This is a genomic window from Deltaproteobacteria bacterium (assembly GCA_016180845.1).
GTDB lineage: Bacteria > UBA10199 > UBA10199 > JACPAL01 > JACPAL01 > JACPAK01.
In genome coordinates this window covers 154,406-169,692 of record JACPAK010000003.1, presented here as the reverse complement: position 1 = coordinate 169,692, position 15,287 = coordinate 154,406, and the positions used below count along the sequence as shown (strand labels likewise).

Genomic DNA, 15,287 nt, shown 5'->3' with positions numbered 1-15,287 from the left:
CCGGCCCCTATTATGAACACGATCCAGAAAATTCGTAATGAAGGGCTGAAGGAGAAAATCCCTGCTTTTCGGGCCGGTGACACGGTCCGCATCCACTGCCGGATTATGGAAGGGGACAAGGAGAGGACCCAGCTTTTTGAAGGGGCTGTGCTTTCTTGTCGGGGCGAAGGGAGGCAGGCAAGTTTCATCGTTCGCAAGATCTCCTATGGGGTTGGGGTGGAGAGGATTTTCCCGCTTCATTCCCCCTTAATACAAAAAATCGAAGTGCTCCAAAAGGGGAAGGTGCGTCGGGCAAAGCTTTATTATTTGAGAGAGCTTTCAGGGAAGAAGGCAAGGATCCAGGGGGAGGATCAGTCTCTTGCCGGAACAGAACAAACCAAATCTTCTTGAGATCGAAACAGCGCTTTACGGTGAAGGATACCTCCATATCGCTGGTGTTGATGAGGTAGGGAGGGGGTGCCTTGCCGGACCTGTTTTTGCCGCCGCTGTGATCTTGCCAGCTCAGATCCAGATTTCAGGGGTCAACGATTCCAAACAACTAAGCCCCCGCGTGAGAGAAAAACTTTTTGAGAAGATTCTCGAGGTTGCGGTCGATTGGTCCATCGCCTTCGTTGATCATGAGAGAATTGACAAGATTAATATTCACAAAGCCTCACTGGAAGTGATGAAGAAGGCGGTGGACCATTTAAAGATACCGCCAGAATTTGTTCTGATCGACGGGCGTTTCCCTCTGGATCTCGGAATTCCGCAACGACCTGTGATTCATGGTGATGCACAAAGCCAGTCGATCGCCGCTGCCTCGATTGTCGCGAAGGTTCTCAGAGACCGATGGATGTGTGAGGTCGCTAAACAATTTCCGGATTTTGGTTTTGAAGCGCACAAGGGATACGGGACGCTCCGACATCGCCGAGCGATCCAAAGATTCGGACTGACACCGCTCCACCGGCGATCATTTAATGTTTCTTGAGCTTGGATTCTTTGTCCCAGACCAACTCCACTCCCCTCAGTCCCGACAGGATCTTTCCCTCCGTCCCCATCCAGGGGAGGAGATTGGGCCCTAAAGAGAGGGCATTCTTAAACGGAGTTGAACATTTCGGTGAGAAGAGAGAGACGGGAAGGTCGCGTCTTTTTTCGGCCAGTTGACGAAACAGCGTGAAGTCTCCATTTTCCGGGAAAAGGGTGCCGGATTCCGCCGGGTCTTTGATTTTTGGAAAAACTCTTCTCAGGTCTGAGCCGGCAAACGGGATCAGATATCGGAGACGGCGTTCAATCTCCCCATGAAGATTTTCAAAAAATGGTTCGTCACTGTTTGACGAGGAATGCTGGTAGCCGACCGTGAGCAGGACCATCTCGTTATTATCCCGTGACAACGGAGACAGGTTGATTTCAAGGTAGTTCAGATTTTCCAGCGGCTGTGCCAGATCATCAACCATCACCAGATTCTCACGCATCGGTTCCGGCAAGAGATCCCGGCGAATTTCATACTGGACCGTATAGTAAAAGGGGAGTGTGGGGAGTTGCCGCGCCTTTTTCTTGGCGAAATAGGACCAGAGGGTTGTGGGGAGCGCTTCGTAGAAACGCTGAAAATCCAGATTGCCGATCAAAAAACGGCAGCGAGTGGGGTAGTTAAAGCTGCTTAACTTGACTCCCTTGATCTCCCGTCCTTTGGCAAGGATCTTGAACTCATTGGAGCCGAGGGGATGCACAAGTCCCCCGAAGTAATCAAGCTTCTCATAAAATATCTTTTTGATTCCTCTGATCCCCCCCTTCAGCGAAAAGGTCGCACAATTTTCTGGTGAGAGGTAGAGGAGGAGTTGAAGATGGATCGGCTCAATAACAGGGTTTCGCGAAAGAAATCTTAGGATAATTTTGAGGACACTCTGGAACTCAGTGGACATCTTTGCCCATAAGGAAGCTGCCTTTTCATCCGGGAGGTTTTCGAGCCACTGGGTAAATTGTTTTACATCCTGCCGGCTGTTTAAGGGAAGAAGCGAAAAGAGAGGCTCCACCCATTTCTCTCTCAACAGATTGAGCTCCTCGAGGTAGTCCTGAAAGACCTCCTTGTCCTCAGGGAATTCACGTCCGATTTCTTTGAGAAAGTAATTTTGATTCGGTCTGAAATCGATCCGGTGACGGCGCAAGATCATCTGGCAGCTGACTTCATTTTCCTCGAAGAATTGCAGTTTTGATTCGGGGATCATCAGCTTGTTCATGAGCCCCTTGAAAATTCGTGTTTCGAGACCGGTGACGAGTGGGGCAGATCGGTCATTCTCCTCATCATCGTCCAGGACGAGGACGTTCATGCCCCTTTTCGCAAGCAGCGTTGCTGCGACGACCCCAGAGAGGTCACCTCCGACGACCAGGACATCACAGAAATTAAGGGACATATTTACAGCTCAAAAGTTTCGCCAAACTTCATGACTTTGACCCGCGCCAAGTCTCCGACCTTGTCCTCAAAATCGGCGGGGTCCTGTTCAATCTCCGGGAAGGTATTGTAATGCATCGGGATGACAAGTTTCGGCTTCAAAAATTCGACCGCCTTGGCCGCATCGGCGGGCCCCATGGTATAGTTATCGCCAATCGGAAGAAGTGCGATATCGATGTTATGGGATTCTGAAATGAGCTTCATTTCCAGCGTGAGGCCGGTGTCACCGGCATGGTAGATCGTCCGGTTGTCCATTTTTAAAATGAAACCGCAAGGGCTCCCGGCATAGGTTCCATCGGCGCATCCCGAACTATGAATGGCAGGGGTGAGAGTGACTTCACCGAATTCAAAATGAAAACTCCCGCCGATATTCATTCCATGCCCGTTGGTCCCTTGTTTCATGCAAGATTGAACAAGCTCATACGCCCCGATGACCGGGGCGTGGTTTTTCAGGGAGATTTCGACAGCATCTCCGAGGTGATCTTGATGACCGTGGCTGACAAGAACGGCATTGCAGATAATCTCAGCCGGGTTGACTCGGACGTGAGGGTTTCCTTTTAAGAAAGGGTCGATGATGACCTTTCCTTTTCGTCCTTCGATCAGGAAACACGAGTGGCCAAAGTAGGTGATGGTGATCATAGATTCTCCTTTTTAAAAATGAAATGATGCCTTCCCCATTAAACTATAAGGGAGCGAAGCTTGACTGACGCTGGGTGTTCCAAAATCAGTCACAAAGGCAATCGAACGAAACACCCCTTCGAATCCCAACGAGATAAATTCAGCCAGATAGTAGTCAAAACCGACATCGAGCTGAGCCCCCATGCCTGCCCCACCTGTGTTATTGGATACCGATCCCTCAGTGAGCCAATAAAGGCCGACGCCGGTACCTGCATAAGGATCAAATCGTGGATCCCCACTTAAGAAATAGAGTTTGATATCAAAGACCGGCATCCCCAGAAAAATAATGCTTCGATCGGTAGGGCGACTCGCATCCTGGGCCGTCATCAAAAAGGTCGTTTCAAAGGCGACCTGCTCATGAAATCGATATTGGAAGGACATAAAACCACCAACACCTGGATCCAGGATCGGGATGGTATCGACGAGGTAGATGTTACCGACAGGTCCGAGGCCGATCGAAAAGCCCTGTCGCCCCCAGAGAGAAGGAGAAAACAGGGAGAAGAACAAGAGGAGGATCGTCAATCTCTTTTTCATAAGTTTGGCTCCTTCATTTTAACCTTACGCCCCACGGTTCGAAGCCTCCCCTCGGCATACAATCGAATCGCCTCAGGGTAAAGCTTGTGTTCTACCTGATGGATCTTTTCCGCGAGACTTTCAAGTGTTTCTTCTTCCTCCACAGGAATCGCTTGTTGGAGGACAATAGGGCCTGTGTCTACCCCTTCATCAACAAAATGAACAGTCACCCCTGTCACTTTAGTCCCGTAACGAAACGCCTTTTCAATAGCATCTGTTCCCGCGAAGGCAGGGAGGAGGGCGGGGTGGATATTCATGATTCTTCCTCGGAAATGGGCGACGAATTTTTGTCCCAGGACGCGCATGAATCCGGCAAGGGCCACCAGATCTACCCGAGCTTCATCCAGCAGGCGGATCAATTCGTGATCGAACGCCTCACGCGACGGGAAATCGCTCTGTTTGACCACGAAGGTAGGGATGTTGTGTCTCTTGGCCCTTGCGAGCCCGCCGGCCTCCTGACGGTTGCTGATAACGAGGACAACCTCCCATCCTTTTGCCTTGTCAATAATAGCCTGGAGGTTGGTGCCTTCTCCAGAAATGAGGACTCCCACCCGAATCATAAGATTAAAAGAGGCTCCTCTCCTTTTTGACAGCACTCGATTTCACCAATGACAAAACATTTTTCCCCGCTCTGTTCGAGCCTCTTTTGAAACGAAGCGCTTTTCTTTGCGTCCAGAATAACCACAAGACCGATCCCCATGTTAAACACGAGTTCCATCTCTTCCGGCGGAAGTGAGCCCCATTTTTGAATCAGGGAAAAGACAGGGGGAGGGGTCCAGGAACTTCTTTTGATCACGACACGTGTCCCTTCAGGGAGGAGGCGTGGGATGTTATGAAATCCTCCTCCAGTGAGATGGGCAATCCCTGTGACCGGAAATTCATCCAACAGCGGGAGGATGATGTTCCCATAAAGTTTTGTAGGTTTCAGGAGAGTTTCTCCCAGGGGGCGCGAGAGCCCCTCATAACGTTCTTTTAAGGAGAGGTTTTTCTCTTCGATGATCTTTCGAATGAGGGAATAACCATTGGAGTGTGGTCCCGAAGAGGCGAGGCCAATGACAACATCACCTGGTTTGATCTGGTTACCGTCGACAATCCTCTTTTTTTCGACAATACCGACAATAAAACCGGCGAGGTCAAAGTCTCCTTCCTTGTAAAGAGAGGGCATCTCGGCGGTTTCCCCGCCGATCAGTGGACATTGGATAGAGGCGCAGGCCTCTGCTATTCCTTGAATAAGCGTCGAGGCCTGTCGTTGATCCAAACGGCTTGTGGCAAAATAATCGAGAAAAAAAAGAGGCTTCGCGCCAAGACAGAGGATATCGTTTGCCGACATGGCGACGAGGTCCTGGCCGAGTCCGCTGAGATCTCCACACTGAAGGGCTAGTTTGAGTTTTGTGCCAACCCCGTCTGTTGAGGCGCAGAGAACCGGTTCTTTATAACCAGAATTGGCTAGTGAAAAAAGGCCGGCATAGTGCCCAATAGAGCCCAAGACTCGCGGGTTCTCTGTTTTTTTGATGAGCGGTTTGATCTTTTGAACAAAACTATCGGCGGCATCGATATCGACGCCAGAGTTCTTATAGGTCATAAGGTAAAAATTTCGGTCGGATTATCGTTGGGATAGAGTCAAAGTCAAACAAAAATCGGTTTCCGGAGAATTCTTATTGTTTGCCAATGAGAAAGAGATGTGGTATTTTTTTACCCGTCTTTCAATTAAGTCTAGCACATTGAAATGAGGAGATTTTTTGGGAAATCATCTGAAGGGGGAGCCCAAAAAGAAGGACGACCAGAAGGTCTTTAATGACCTCGATGCCTTAAAGGCACTCTTCCAGGTTGTTGAGAGAGGGAAACTTACCTGGGAGGCGACCTTTGATGCGATTCGGGATCCCGTCTTAATTATCAGCAGTGATTATCGCATTGATCGCGCGAATCTTGCTGCCAGCGAGCGTGCCAAAAAGAAAATTGTCGAGATGATAGGCCAGCATTGCTATGAAGTCTTCGCGGGGCGTAATGCTGTTTGTCCCAGATGCCCGCTGAAAGAAACCCTTGAAACCAATCATCCCTACTCTGTCGAGATTGAAAAATTGAGAAAAGAAACAGATTTTCAGGTGAGTTCTTATCCTCTTCCGCTAGAATCAGCCGAAAATCCTCGTGTCGTTCATCATTACCGGGATGTTACCGGTGAGAGGCTTCTTCGGAGGCAGTTGGTCCAGAGTGAAAAAATGGCGGCGATCGGTATGCTTGCGGGAGGTGTTGCGCACGAGATCAATAATCCGTTGGGAGGGATTCTTGCTTTTACACAGCTTTTGAAGGCAGAACTTCCTCCTGAGAGTTCTGTCCAGGAAGATTTAAAAGAAATTGAAGAGGCGGCGAAGAGGTGCAAAAAGATCGTCTCGGATCTCTTGTCGTTTTCAAGACCTTCGCCAGGGGCGGATATGATCCCGCAGGATATCAATGCACTTGTCGAAAGGATCATGCCGATGTTGAGACTCAGCTTGCGGGAAGCCCAGGTGACGATACAGACCGAATACGGTAAAAATCTCCCCCCCGTTTTAGGGGATGCCTCACGTCTGCAGCAGGTTTTTATGAATCTCATTCGAAATGCCTCCGAAGCGATGAAGGGTGGGGGGGCCGTGACGATCCGAACAGGTGTCTCCTCTGAACAGCCAGGGGATTTTTTCATTGAATTCCAGGATACAGGGCCGGGGATTCGAGCCCAGGATCTCCCCCATATTTTTGATCCATTTTTTACAACAAAAGGGCACAAGGGGACAGGTTTGGGGCTTTCGATTTGTGATTCAATCATCCACGATCATCATGGGCACATCGAGGTACAAAGCGAACTGAATAAAGGGTCTCTCTTCAGGGTTGTTTTACCGGTTTATGAGACGGAAAGGATATCATGAAGCCATCTCTCTTGATCATAGAAGACGAGGACCCTATTCGAAAGGCGCTTGAGCGGTTTTTCAAGAAAAAATCGTTTGAAGTGATGCTCGCCTCGACGGGAGAAGAAGGACTTTCTCTTCTCAAAGCGGGTCGTGTTGATCTGCTTCTTGTGGATCTCATGCTTCCTAACATGTCGGGGATTGAGGTGATACGGCAAGCGAAAGAGACGATACCGCAGCTCGTCTGTGTTGTCATGACTGGTTATGGGACGATCCCTTCGGCCGTGGAGGCGATCAAGGCGGGGGCTTTTCATTATATTACCAAACCTTTTGATCTGGAGGATCTTAATGCCTTGGTGACAAAGGGGCTTGAACATCAGAGGCTTCAACAGGAAAATCGGGTTCTCAAAGAAACCCTGAAAACACGCTTCAAAAAACAAGCGATTATCGGAACAAGCCTGAAGATGAAGGAGGTTTTGGACCTTGCCGAAAAGGTTGCTGTCAGTGACAGCACGGTTCTTATTTTAGGGGAAAGTGGGACGGGCAAGGAGCTTCTGGCCAAGGCGATTCATTATCAATCCAATCGTTCGGAACGTTCCCTCGTCACGGTCAATTGTGCGGCGATTCCGGAAACTCTGCTGGAGAGCGAGCTTTTTGGTCATACCAAAGGCTCGTTTACGGGGGCGGTGAGTCATCGTATCGGCTGTTTTGAACAGGCGGAGGGGGGGACAATTTTTCTGGATGAAATTGGCGACATGAGTCCGCGACTTCAGGTCAAGGTCCTTCGAGTTCTTCAGGACAAAAAAATTCAGGCGATCGGCTCTGCCAAAAGTCATCAGGTGGATGTCAGGATCATCACCGCGACGAATCGTGATTTGACGAAGGAGGTCCAGGAGGGGAGATTTCGAGAGGATCTTTTTTATCGGCTCAATGTGATTCCCGTGACTCTGCCTCCTCTGCGCGAACGCAGTGATGATATCCCCATTCTCATAGAGCATTTTCTCAAAAAATCGAATACGGCCAACCACAAGTCTATTGAGGGTTTTAGTGCTGGAGCGATGGAGAAGATGGTTCGCTATCGCTGGCCGGGGAATATTCGAGAATTGGAGAATCTCGTGGAACGGCTTGTTGTCCTGAAGGGGAAGGGGCAAATTACGGAAGAGGATCTCCTCCCCTCCCTTTTTGATCAAAAAAATCCCGAGGTACTTCTGGACGGTATTAATATCCCCGATTCCGGTGTTTCGTTTCGGGATCTTGTGAATGATTTTGAAGGGGTCCTGATTCGCAAGGCGTTGCAAAAGAGTGGTGGGAACAAGAACAAGGCGGCCAATCTTTTGGGCCTCAATCGAACCACCTTGCTTGAAAAGATCAAGAAAAGAGGGTTTGAGGATCTTGTCGTGGAGGGGCACGATGAATAACAAAGCGGTTGATCTGCTGCTTGTTGATGACGAAGAGATTCTAATCAAGGCGTTCGAAAAAATTGCCCGTCGTTATCAAATGGGGATGGAGGTCGCCCGTGACGGTCTTGAGGCGCTTCGGATTCTGGGGGATCGCAAGATAGACGTCGCTGTCCTGGATCTTAATTCTCCAGGCCTTACAGGTCTTCAGGTCCTGGAGTATATCAAGAAAAACCAATTAGACACCGAGGCGATCCTGATTACGGGGCGTGCGACGATCGAAACGGCGATCGCTTCGCTCAAGATGGGGGCTTATGATTACTTGATGAAACCATTTGAAGATATCGAGGTGGTTGTTTCCTTGATCAAAAAGGCGCAGGAAAAGGCGCAATTGGTTCGAAGAATTCGAGAATTAGAGGAAAAGCATACCTCCGAGGCCTCGTTGGATGGTTTGATCGGACGAAGTTCCAAGATGCGCGAGGTCTACTCCTTGATTGAAAATGTTGCCCCGAGCGAATCCAGTGTTTTGGTTGTGGGGGAGAGCGGCACAGGGAAAGAGTTAGTGGCGCATGCAATCCATAAGAAAAGTTTCCGGAGTCAAAAACATTTTGTTGTCGTGAATTGCGCTGCCCTCCCTGAGACCCTCATGGAAAGCGAACTCTTTGGTCATGTTCGCGGGTCTTTTACAGGGGCGATCGGTGACAAGAAGGGGCTTTTTGCTGAGGCGCATGAGGGGACTATCTTTCTCGACGAGATTGGGGAGATTCCACTTTCAGTCCAGGTCAAGCTGCTTCGTATCTTGCAGGACGGCGAAATCAGACCGGTGGGGAGTTCTGAGGCCTCCCATGTCGATGTTCGGATCATTTCGGCAACGAATCGCGATCTTTACGATATGGTTCGAAAAGGGACCTTTCGCGAAGATCTTTTTTACCGTCTCAATGTCATTACTGTTCGCCTTCCTTCCCTTCGGGAGCGCAAGGAGGACATCCCTCTGCTGAGTTATTATTTTATGAATAGGTTTACTCTGAAGACCGGAAAGAAGATAAATGAAATTTCTCTCGATACCCTTCAATCTCTTCAGGAGTATGCCTGGCCTGGAAATGTGCGTGAGTTGGAGAATGTGATTGAGCGGGCCCTCGTGCTTTCTCAAGCGGATCGGATTACAGCGCGGGATTTGCCCCCAAAAATTCTGGGGGAGGTTTTTTACCGTCCAGGCGAGGTCCCTGAAGGGGATCTGACACGGCTGACCTATCAGGATGCGAAGGACAGGACGCTGCAGCTTTTCAACCGGTCTTATGTGAGTCACCTTTTGCAAGTTGCCGAGGGGAATGTTTCCGTCGCCTCCACGAAGGCGGGGATGGATCGAAGCAATTTTAAAAAGATTATCAAAAGATGCAGCATTAATGTGAAGGAATTCAAGAAACGAAAGGGGCGCTAAATGGGGAAAATCCTTGCCGTTGGATTTCGGGAGCAGCCGGATAAAAAAGTTTTAGGATTTCTTGCCAAAGAGGGGTGGGAGGTTCATCAACTCTCTCCCTCCGATATGACGCTTGCCCGACCTCTTCCTCTTGTTGACCTGACGCTCTTCTTTTTTGGGCGTGAGGGATATGAAGGGGCGCTTCAGCTGCTTAAGAAATTTCAGAGCAGTGGTCTTGAAATGCCGGTGATTTGTCTGAGCCGCCAGATGAGCGTGGATCAGGTCGTCGAGACGATGAAGAATGGGGCGTTCGACTATTTTCAGTCCCCTCCTGATTTTGAGAAGCTTTTGGTTTCGCTTAATCATGCCTCTCAAAATGCCCAACTCAAAAGAAAACTGAGGGTTTTGGAAAGTCAGGTGGGGTGGGAGGGGAAGTTTGACGATATCGTCGGTGTTTCCTCTCAGATGCAGGAGATTTTTCAGATGGTTCAGACCGTGGCAAAGAGCAATGCGACTGTCCTGATCATGGGAGAGAGTGGTACCGGAAAGGAATTAGTGGCTCGAGCGATCCATCGTCATTCGGAACGGTTTAAAAATAAATTCATCGATCTGAATTGCGGCGCTATCCCTAAAGAACTTCTGGAGAATGAGCTTTTTGGGCATGAGCGGGGGTCTTATACAGGGGCGGACAAACAATATATCGGAAGTTGTGAGCGGGCCCATGGGGGGACCTTGTTCCTCGATGAAGTGAGCGAGATGGATGCGTCGCTCCAGGTCAAGCTGCTGCGGGTTCTGCAAGAGAGGAAGTTTTGCCGCATTGGTGGTTCCGAATTGGTCGAAGTGGATATCCGTATTATTGCTGCCACAAACAAGGATCTTCGCCAGGAGGTAGAAAAAGGGGGTTTTCGCGAGGATCTTTATTATCGCTTGAATGTCGTTCCGATCACACTCCCACCTCTTCGTCGGCGACGAGACGATATTCCTGTCTTGGCCCAACATTTTCTGGAAAAATATTCAAAGGAGAATCGGAAGAATTTTAAGGGATTCGCTCCGGAGGCGATGACCTCATTCGTGAACTATGACTGGCCGGGGAATGTTCGTGAATTGGAAAATAACATCGAACGCATCGTCGTTCTTCAAAATGAGGCCCGTGTCAAACCGAATCATCTCCCGCGATTTATTCTGAACGTTGGTGCGAAGGGTGAGGAGAGGGCTTCTGCATGGGATGCCGATGGTTATCAGAAGGTCCTGCCGCTTCGTCTGGTCGAGCAGTACGCTATTGAAGGGGCTCTGGAGAGGTGTCGTGGAGATGTTGTGGCGGCGGCGAAGAAATTGGGGATTGGTCAGGCGACGATGTACAGAAAAGTTAAGCGGTTTGGAATAAAAGTGCCTTGACCTACGAATCATTCATTCACGATCTGAGTGATCGGGAGTTTTTCGATCAGAAACCGGGGCTTGAGCGAATTGAACAAGTTCTTCAGCGGTTAGGAAATCCCGAACGAAAATTCCCATCGATTCATATTGCCGGGACCAATGGCAAGGGATCTACGGCGGCGATGATCGCCTCTGTCTTACGGGAGGCCGGGCATCGCGTTGGGCTCTACACCTCGCCGCATTTGGTTGATTTTTGTGAAAGGATACAGGTCGGGGGATCTCTCATTTCTCCTGACAATCTCCTCCACTTCGCTCACATCATTCACGAAGTCGAAAACCCCTCTGACCCCCTCACTTTTTTTGAATTGGCCACCACGATCGCCTTTCTGTATTTCGCTGAACAAAAAGTCGACATTGCCGTTGTGGAGGTTGGAATGGGAGGTCGTCTCGATGCAACGAATCTGATCACGCCGCTTGTATCGGTGATCACCTCGATCGGCTTGGATCATACGCAATTTTTAGGGGACACAATTGAAAAGATCGCCTTCGAGAAGGCGGGGATTATTAAGCCGGGGGTGCCGGTCGTTGTTGGCGAATTGTCGGAAGAGGCGATGGGGGTGGTGGAAAGGATGGCCGCTGTGAGCGGCTCACTGGTGAAAAATCCCCTCTCTGATATAACCACTTTATCGAGTGACCCCCCTTTGACAAAGGGGGGTATCGGAACCAGTGGTGATCACGGTGAGGGGATTTTGAATTCTGCCCACCAACTCCAAAACGTCACTGTCGCGGTTGGTGCTGTAGAGGAACTCAAGAAACAAGGCTGGTCAATCTCCGATGAGGCGATTCAGACGGGTCTCTCGAAGGCCCAACTCCCCGGTCGTCTCGAGACGGTGCAGAAAGAACCCTGGATTATTCTGGATGGGGCGCACAACCCGCAGGCGATGGCTGCTGCGCGGCGTTTTTTGGAGACAAGGCTTGCGGGGCGCAGGTTAAAAGTCCTGTTTGGTGCGATGGCGGATAAGGATATTAAAGGGGTTCTCTTAGAGATTTCTAGGATCACCGATCGGTTTATCTTTACAGCGCCGGCTCTGAAAAGGGCCGCCGATCCCGAGTCATTGCTTCCCATCGGAAGAGCTTTTGGAATCAAATGTCATGCTGTCCGAGGAGTTAAAGAGGCCTGGAAATTCGTGAGGAACAACCTTCAAAAAAATGAGGTTCTTTTAGTCACTGGGTCGTTTTATCTGGTAGGGGAGGTGAAGAGATGTTTAAGCGAAGGGGATTAATCTTTTTTATCGTATTAATTCAGATGGGGGTTTTAGGGGCGAGCGAACCCTCCGTTCCCAAGGAGGAGCGCGAGCGAATCGATGGCAAACCGGTCATTGAACGAATGATCCAAAAAATCCGTGGGCATGCCAATATTGCCGAGTACGAGATGACGATCGCACGTCCTGCGTGGACGCGCACGATCCGGATCAAGGTTTGGGATGATCGCGCCCGTAGCCGTGCCTTTGTACGGATCCTCGAACCTCCGAAGGATGCCGGCATTTCATTTTTGCGTATCGATTACAATCTCTGGAACTATCTGCCGAAGGTCGAGAAGGTGATGAAGATCCCCCCTTCCATGATGCTTCAACCCTGGATGGGGAGCGATTTTTCGAATGACGATCTCGTGAAGGAATCGAGTTACATCGATGACTATGATCACAAGATCATCGGGCACGAGGTTCGTGCGGGGGAGAAGATTGTGCAGATTGAACTGATTCCGAAACCGTATGCCCCGGTTGTTTGGGGGAAGGTGATTTATTGGGTCAGGGGAAAAGACGATCTTCCGATCGAGCAAAATTTTATCGATGAGAGGGGACGATTGATCAAAAAATTGGTTTTTAAAGATTTCAAGGTGATGGATGGGGTTCTTCATCCGGTCGTTTGGGAAATGACAAACCAACAGAAGGAGGGGCAGAAGACGACCATTCGACTTCTGAAGATTGATTTTGATCCGGCCCCTCCAACGCCTGAGTCTGTGTTTACCGAGAGGAACTTGAGGTCCTAGAGCGCTTCCATTCCAAAAAATCGCTCAAGGCATACTGACCATCGGAATTGAAAAAGGGAAGGGCATTCAGGATCACAACGAGGTAGGAGAGTAGAGAGAAAATCAGATTTTTTTCGAGACCAAACGGCCAAACAAAAAGAGATGCAAGTCCGGCAAAAAAAAGATTTGTGTAGAGTCCTGCCAGATGAACGGCGATCCTGTGTGGTGGAGGGGTCGGCCACATGTCAGAGGTGTCGACAAAAACGATCGGACTAAACCAGTTCCAACCGATCCCGATACCGAGAATTTCACGCCCAAAAAATTTTGTTGTGATGGCATGGCCCAGATCGTGGCTAAGGGCAATGAACAGAAGTGAAAAAATAACAAAAGGGATGGAGACAGAAATCGTCAAGAGCGCAGGAATTCTGAAAATAAAGACGATCAATCCAGCGAGACTGACAAGTGCGATCAGGGACAGCGCCACTTTTGTGTAGAGAAGCCGAAGTCTCAGGACTCGATAGAGTCGTGTAAAGAACGGATCGACATGGCGGAGAACGGCACGCCATTCCATGATCCCTTTGATCTTTGCCACAACTTTTTCCCCGAACGAGAGGGAGGGGAGATATTTTCGGGCCTTTACGGTCTGACTTTTGGCAAACCCTGAGGAAACAAGTCCTCCAGCGACCTCAGCAATCGTGTGCGGTGCAAAGGAGCCGGATCTCTTCAGATACTCGATCGCCAGGTCTTTCAGGTTGTGATGGCCATCCAGTCTTTCCCAGACAAAACAGCCGACATCCGAAAGTTTATAATAAGTTCCTTGAGACAAGTTTTTCAGGGTCGTGATTTTTTCGCCGTCCTGGGAGGTATAGCTTTGCACGGTAATCTCTTCGCAGCGGATTGGCCGATCTCGAAGTCTCAGGAGTTCAAAGAGGGCAGGGGCAACCAGCCGATTCCAGGAGAGCGCTTCCAGAAAATCAGATCGACTCAAGGCCAAGAGTTGAGTCGGTTTTATGGCACGGACCGTTGCATTGCGGGGTGATTCTGTCAGCAGAGAGGTTTCACCAAAAAGGGCACCGGACTCCAGGACGGCGACTGCCCTTTCCTGGTGTCCATCGTTTTGAATGACTTCAACAGCCCCTTCCTGGACAAAAAAACAGCGGTCTCCAACCTCTCCCTGGCGAACGATCGCCTCTCCCTTTGGGACCGTTCTCCTTTGGAGCCGACGGGCAAGCTCTTTTAAATGTTCAGGATCGAGGGTTTGAAAGGGAGTCGCTCGTTGGAGAAACTCGAAAACAAATGCGGGCTCGTCACATCCCTTTTGAGATTTGTGACTTAAGCTCTTCATCGGACCTCTTCCAATCTATTTTCTTGAGGGCCGAAAGCTCCTCACTATTCAGCTTGATCCCCGTTAATCGAATCGCCTCTTCCGGATCTTTTCGAAAGTCCGCCCTGAATTTCTGGTCATTCATCCATTTATCGATCAGTTTGCCGATAGATTCGTAGCTCATGGTTTCCCCCTTTTTCTTTAAAGAAAGAGACAAGATTGATAAACGTGTCAATTTCCTTCTGATAGGTAGCTTCGAGACAAGCCAAATTCAAGCTCTTTCTCGCTCGTTCACAGTAGAGCTCGACAATAAAGGCGGTCATCCGGGCGATCCCTTTTGAATAAAGAAAAGATCGAATCTCTTCTTTTTTTGAAGGGTTCGATTGAACATCATCGAGAAGCTTGAGAAAAATTCTCCTCTCCATTTTTGAACATTTTTCAAGGCAGAGTGCGATCGGCAGCGTTCTCGTGCCGTTTCTCAAGTCCCGACTCACTGGCGCCTGGAACAGGTCATGGAAGTCGGTAGCGAGCTGTATGGCACATCCCAAATTGCGTCCCATTTCTTCGTAAGCGACACGCTGATTCTCCGTTGCTTTGGCAAGCAGTACCGCAATAGAGGCGAGGGTCGCGATTCCACTGCTCTTCTTTTTGACTGAATCTTCAACCTTCTGTGGGTCGATTTCTGTTTTTCCTGTCATGGCAAGCTCCATCTGTTGCCCGGCAGCGGTCTCCAAGAGTCCGTTGGCAAATCTCTTCTGTATTTCGACGCGAACTGCTTCAGGTGCGTTAAGCTCGGCAATCAAAATCGAGGGGAGCGCTGATAATAAGAGAGAAGAACCAAGTTGAAGTTCTGAGAGGGTGTGGTCTGGCCAGTGGTCTCTTGCATCGCCGTCGGCAATATCATCGATGATGTCGAAACCGAGGAACAGAAAGGATCCCAAGGCGGTGAGGGGAACGGCAAGTTCTGTTTCTCCTCCGCACCCCTTAAGAATAAGAGAAGGGATTTCGAGATAAGGGGATTTTTCTCCTCTCGGGAAGTGATCGATCAGGGAGGCGAGAAGATCACGCTGGAGACCGGAAAAAACATTCTGTTCAATATGCCCCTTGGCCCAATCTAAAGCTTGGTCATTCGGGGTCGAGGATTCCAGAGCCGCCAAGGCTTCTCGTGACATAATGTGGGGGGTATGCTAC

16 protein-coding genes are annotated in these 15,287 nt (G+C 49.6%); 8 read left to right on the top strand and 8 right to left on the bottom strand.

All coding sequences use genetic code 11. The features are described 5' to 3' along the window. The first annotated feature begins 12 nt into the window (after positions 1-12). Positions 13-390 (top strand): 50S ribosomal protein L19, encoded by a 378-nt coding sequence (gene rplS, locus HYT76_06580; GenBank protein MBI2083219.1) that lies wholly within the window; start codon positions 13-15, stop codon positions 388-390. Next, positions 359-967: a ribonuclease HII gene (locus tag HYT76_06575; GenBank protein ID MBI2083218.1), complete on the top strand. Its 609-nt coding sequence runs from the start codon at positions 359-361 to the stop codon at positions 965-967. The genes rplS and HYT76_06575 overlap by 32 nt, the downstream gene beginning before the upstream one ends. Here HYT76_06575 and HYT76_06570 read toward each other — a convergent pair. Genes HYT76_06570 through HYT76_06550 form a run of 5 tightly spaced genes read right to left on the bottom strand, consistent with a single transcriptional unit; the run spans position 954 to position 5,258 of the window. Beyond that, a complete protein-coding gene (locus HYT76_06570; protein MBI2083217.1) occupies positions 954-2,387 on the bottom strand; it encodes a hypothetical protein in 1,434 nt (477 codons plus the stop codon). The genes HYT76_06575 and HYT76_06570 overlap by 14 nt on opposite strands. A 2-nt stretch (positions 2,388-2,389) precedes the next feature. Then, complete coding sequence (locus HYT76_06565) at positions 2,390-3,064, bottom strand: metal-dependent hydrolase (GenBank protein MBI2083216.1); 675 nt, start codon at positions 3,062-3,064, stop codon at positions 2,390-2,392. Between the two features lie 12 nt (positions 3,065-3,076). Then, positions 3,077-3,637: a hypothetical protein gene (locus tag HYT76_06560; protein ID MBI2083215.1), complete on the bottom strand. Its 561-nt coding sequence runs from the start codon at positions 3,635-3,637 to the stop codon at positions 3,077-3,079. Next, positions 3,634-4,236 (bottom strand): phosphoribosylglycinamide formyltransferase, encoded by a 603-nt coding sequence (gene purN, locus HYT76_06555; protein ID MBI2083214.1) that lies wholly within the window; start codon positions 4,234-4,236, stop codon positions 3,634-3,636. The genes HYT76_06560 and purN overlap by 4 nt, the downstream gene beginning before the upstream one ends. Further along, positions 4,233-5,258 carry a phosphoribosylformylglycinamidine cyclo-ligase gene (locus HYT76_06550; GenBank protein ID MBI2083213.1) on the bottom strand — a complete coding sequence of 342 codons (1,026 nt, stop codon included), beginning with the start codon at positions 5,256-5,258 and terminating at the stop codon, positions 4,233-4,235. The genes purN and HYT76_06550 overlap by 4 nt, the downstream gene beginning before the upstream one ends. 157 nt (positions 5,259-5,415) lie before the next feature. Here HYT76_06550 and HYT76_06545 point away from each other — a divergent pair, with 157 nt between their 5' ends. Genes HYT76_06545 through HYT76_06520 form a run of 6 tightly spaced genes read left to right on the top strand, consistent with a single transcriptional unit; the run spans position 5,416 to position 12,793 of the window. Beyond that, on the top strand, positions 5,416-6,576 hold the full coding sequence (locus HYT76_06545; protein MBI2083212.1) for a PAS domain-containing protein: 1,161 nt from the start codon (positions 5,416-5,418) through the stop codon (positions 6,574-6,576). Then, the gene (locus HYT76_06540; GenBank protein ID MBI2083211.1) at positions 6,573-7,973 is read left to right on the top strand and encodes a sigma-54-dependent Fis family transcriptional regulator; all 1,401 of its coding nucleotides are present in this window, start codon (positions 6,573-6,575) and stop codon (positions 7,971-7,973) included. Before HYT76_06545 ends, HYT76_06540 begins: the two co-directional genes overlap by 4 nt. Beyond that, positions 7,966-9,390: a sigma-54-dependent Fis family transcriptional regulator gene (locus HYT76_06535; GenBank protein ID MBI2083210.1), complete on the top strand. Its 1,425-nt coding sequence runs from the start codon at positions 7,966-7,968 to the stop codon at positions 9,388-9,390. The genes HYT76_06540 and HYT76_06535 overlap by 8 nt, the downstream gene beginning before the upstream one ends. Continuing rightward, the gene (locus HYT76_06530; protein MBI2083209.1) at positions 9,391-10,764 is read left to right on the top strand and encodes a sigma-54-dependent Fis family transcriptional regulator; all 1,374 of its coding nucleotides are present in this window, start codon (positions 9,391-9,393) and stop codon (positions 10,762-10,764) included. Continuing rightward, complete coding sequence (locus tag HYT76_06525; protein MBI2083208.1) at positions 10,761-12,026, top strand: bifunctional folylpolyglutamate synthase/dihydrofolate synthase; 1,266 nt, start codon at positions 10,761-10,763, stop codon at positions 12,024-12,026. The genes HYT76_06530 and HYT76_06525 overlap by 4 nt, the downstream gene beginning before the upstream one ends. Beyond that, positions 12,005-12,793, top strand: a complete 789-nt coding sequence (locus HYT76_06520) for an outer membrane lipoprotein-sorting protein (protein ID MBI2083207.1) — start codon at positions 12,005-12,007, stop codon at positions 12,791-12,793. Before HYT76_06525 ends, HYT76_06520 begins: the two co-directional genes overlap by 22 nt. Here HYT76_06520 and HYT76_06515 read toward each other — a convergent pair. The 3 genes from HYT76_06515 to HYT76_06505 are packed head-to-tail and all read right to left on the bottom strand — an operon-like array spanning position 12,768 to position 15,268. After that, the gene (locus tag HYT76_06515; GenBank protein MBI2083206.1) at positions 12,768-14,117 is read right to left on the bottom strand and encodes a cyclic nucleotide-binding domain-containing protein; all 1,350 of its coding nucleotides are present in this window, start codon (positions 14,115-14,117) and stop codon (positions 12,768-12,770) included. The two genes, HYT76_06520 and HYT76_06515, sit on opposite strands and share 26 nt — an antisense overlap. After that, positions 14,080-14,280 carry a hypothetical protein gene (locus HYT76_06510; protein ID MBI2083205.1) on the bottom strand — a complete coding sequence of 67 codons (201 nt, stop codon included), beginning with the start codon at positions 14,278-14,280 and terminating at the stop codon, positions 14,080-14,082. Before HYT76_06510 ends, HYT76_06515 begins: the two co-directional genes overlap by 38 nt. Next, a complete protein-coding gene (locus tag HYT76_06505) occupies positions 14,246-15,268 on the bottom strand; it encodes a polyprenyl synthetase family protein (protein MBI2083204.1) in 1,023 nt (340 codons plus the stop codon). Before HYT76_06505 ends, HYT76_06510 begins: the two co-directional genes overlap by 35 nt. Positions 15,269-15,287 lie beyond the last annotated feature (19 nt).

What these genes read in the sequence shown, in the direction of transcription:
- rplS (MBI2083219.1), top strand. Translation starts at nt 13, where the DNA reads ATGAACACGATCCAGAAAATTCGTAATGAAGGGCTGAAGGAGAAAATC.
- HYT76_06570 (MBI2083217.1), bottom strand. Translation starts at nt 2,387, where the DNA reads ATGTCCCTTAATTTCTGTGATGTCCTGGTCGTCGGAGGTGACCTCTCT.
- HYT76_06565 (MBI2083216.1), bottom strand. Translation starts at nt 3,064, where the DNA reads ATGATCACCATCACCTACTTTGGCCACTCGTGTTTCCTGATCGAAGGA.
- HYT76_06560 (MBI2083215.1), bottom strand. Translation starts at nt 3,637, where the DNA reads ATGAAAAAGAGATTGACGATCCTCCTCTTGTTCTTCTCCCTGTTTTCT.
- purN (MBI2083214.1), bottom strand. Translation starts at nt 4,236, where the DNA reads ATGATTCGGGTGGGAGTCCTCATTTCTGGAGAAGGCACCAACCTCCAG.
- HYT76_06550 (MBI2083213.1), bottom strand. Translation starts at nt 5,258, where the DNA reads ATGACCTATAAGAACTCTGGCGTCGATATCGATGCCGCCGATAGTTTT.
- HYT76_06540 (MBI2083211.1), top strand. Translation starts at nt 6,573, where the DNA reads ATGAAGCCATCTCTCTTGATCATAGAAGACGAGGACCCTATTCGAAAG.
- HYT76_06535 (MBI2083210.1), top strand. Translation starts at nt 7,966, where the DNA reads ATGAATAACAAAGCGGTTGATCTGCTGCTTGTTGATGACGAAGAGATT.
- HYT76_06530 (MBI2083209.1), top strand. Translation starts at nt 9,391, where the DNA reads ATGGGGAAAATCCTTGCCGTTGGATTTCGGGAGCAGCCGGATAAAAAA.
- HYT76_06520 (MBI2083207.1), top strand. Translation starts at nt 12,005, where the DNA reads ATGTTTAAGCGAAGGGGATTAATCTTTTTTATCGTATTAATTCAGATG.
- HYT76_06515 (MBI2083206.1), bottom strand. Translation starts at nt 14,117, where the DNA reads ATGAAGAGCTTAAGTCACAAATCTCAAAAGGGATGTGACGAGCCCGCA.
- HYT76_06510 (MBI2083205.1), bottom strand. Translation starts at nt 14,280, where the DNA reads ATGAGCTACGAATCTATCGGCAAACTGATCGATAAATGGATGAATGAC.
- HYT76_06505 (MBI2083204.1), bottom strand. Translation starts at nt 15,268, where the DNA reads ATGTCACGAGAAGCCTTGGCGGCTCTGGAATCCTCGACCCCGAATGAC.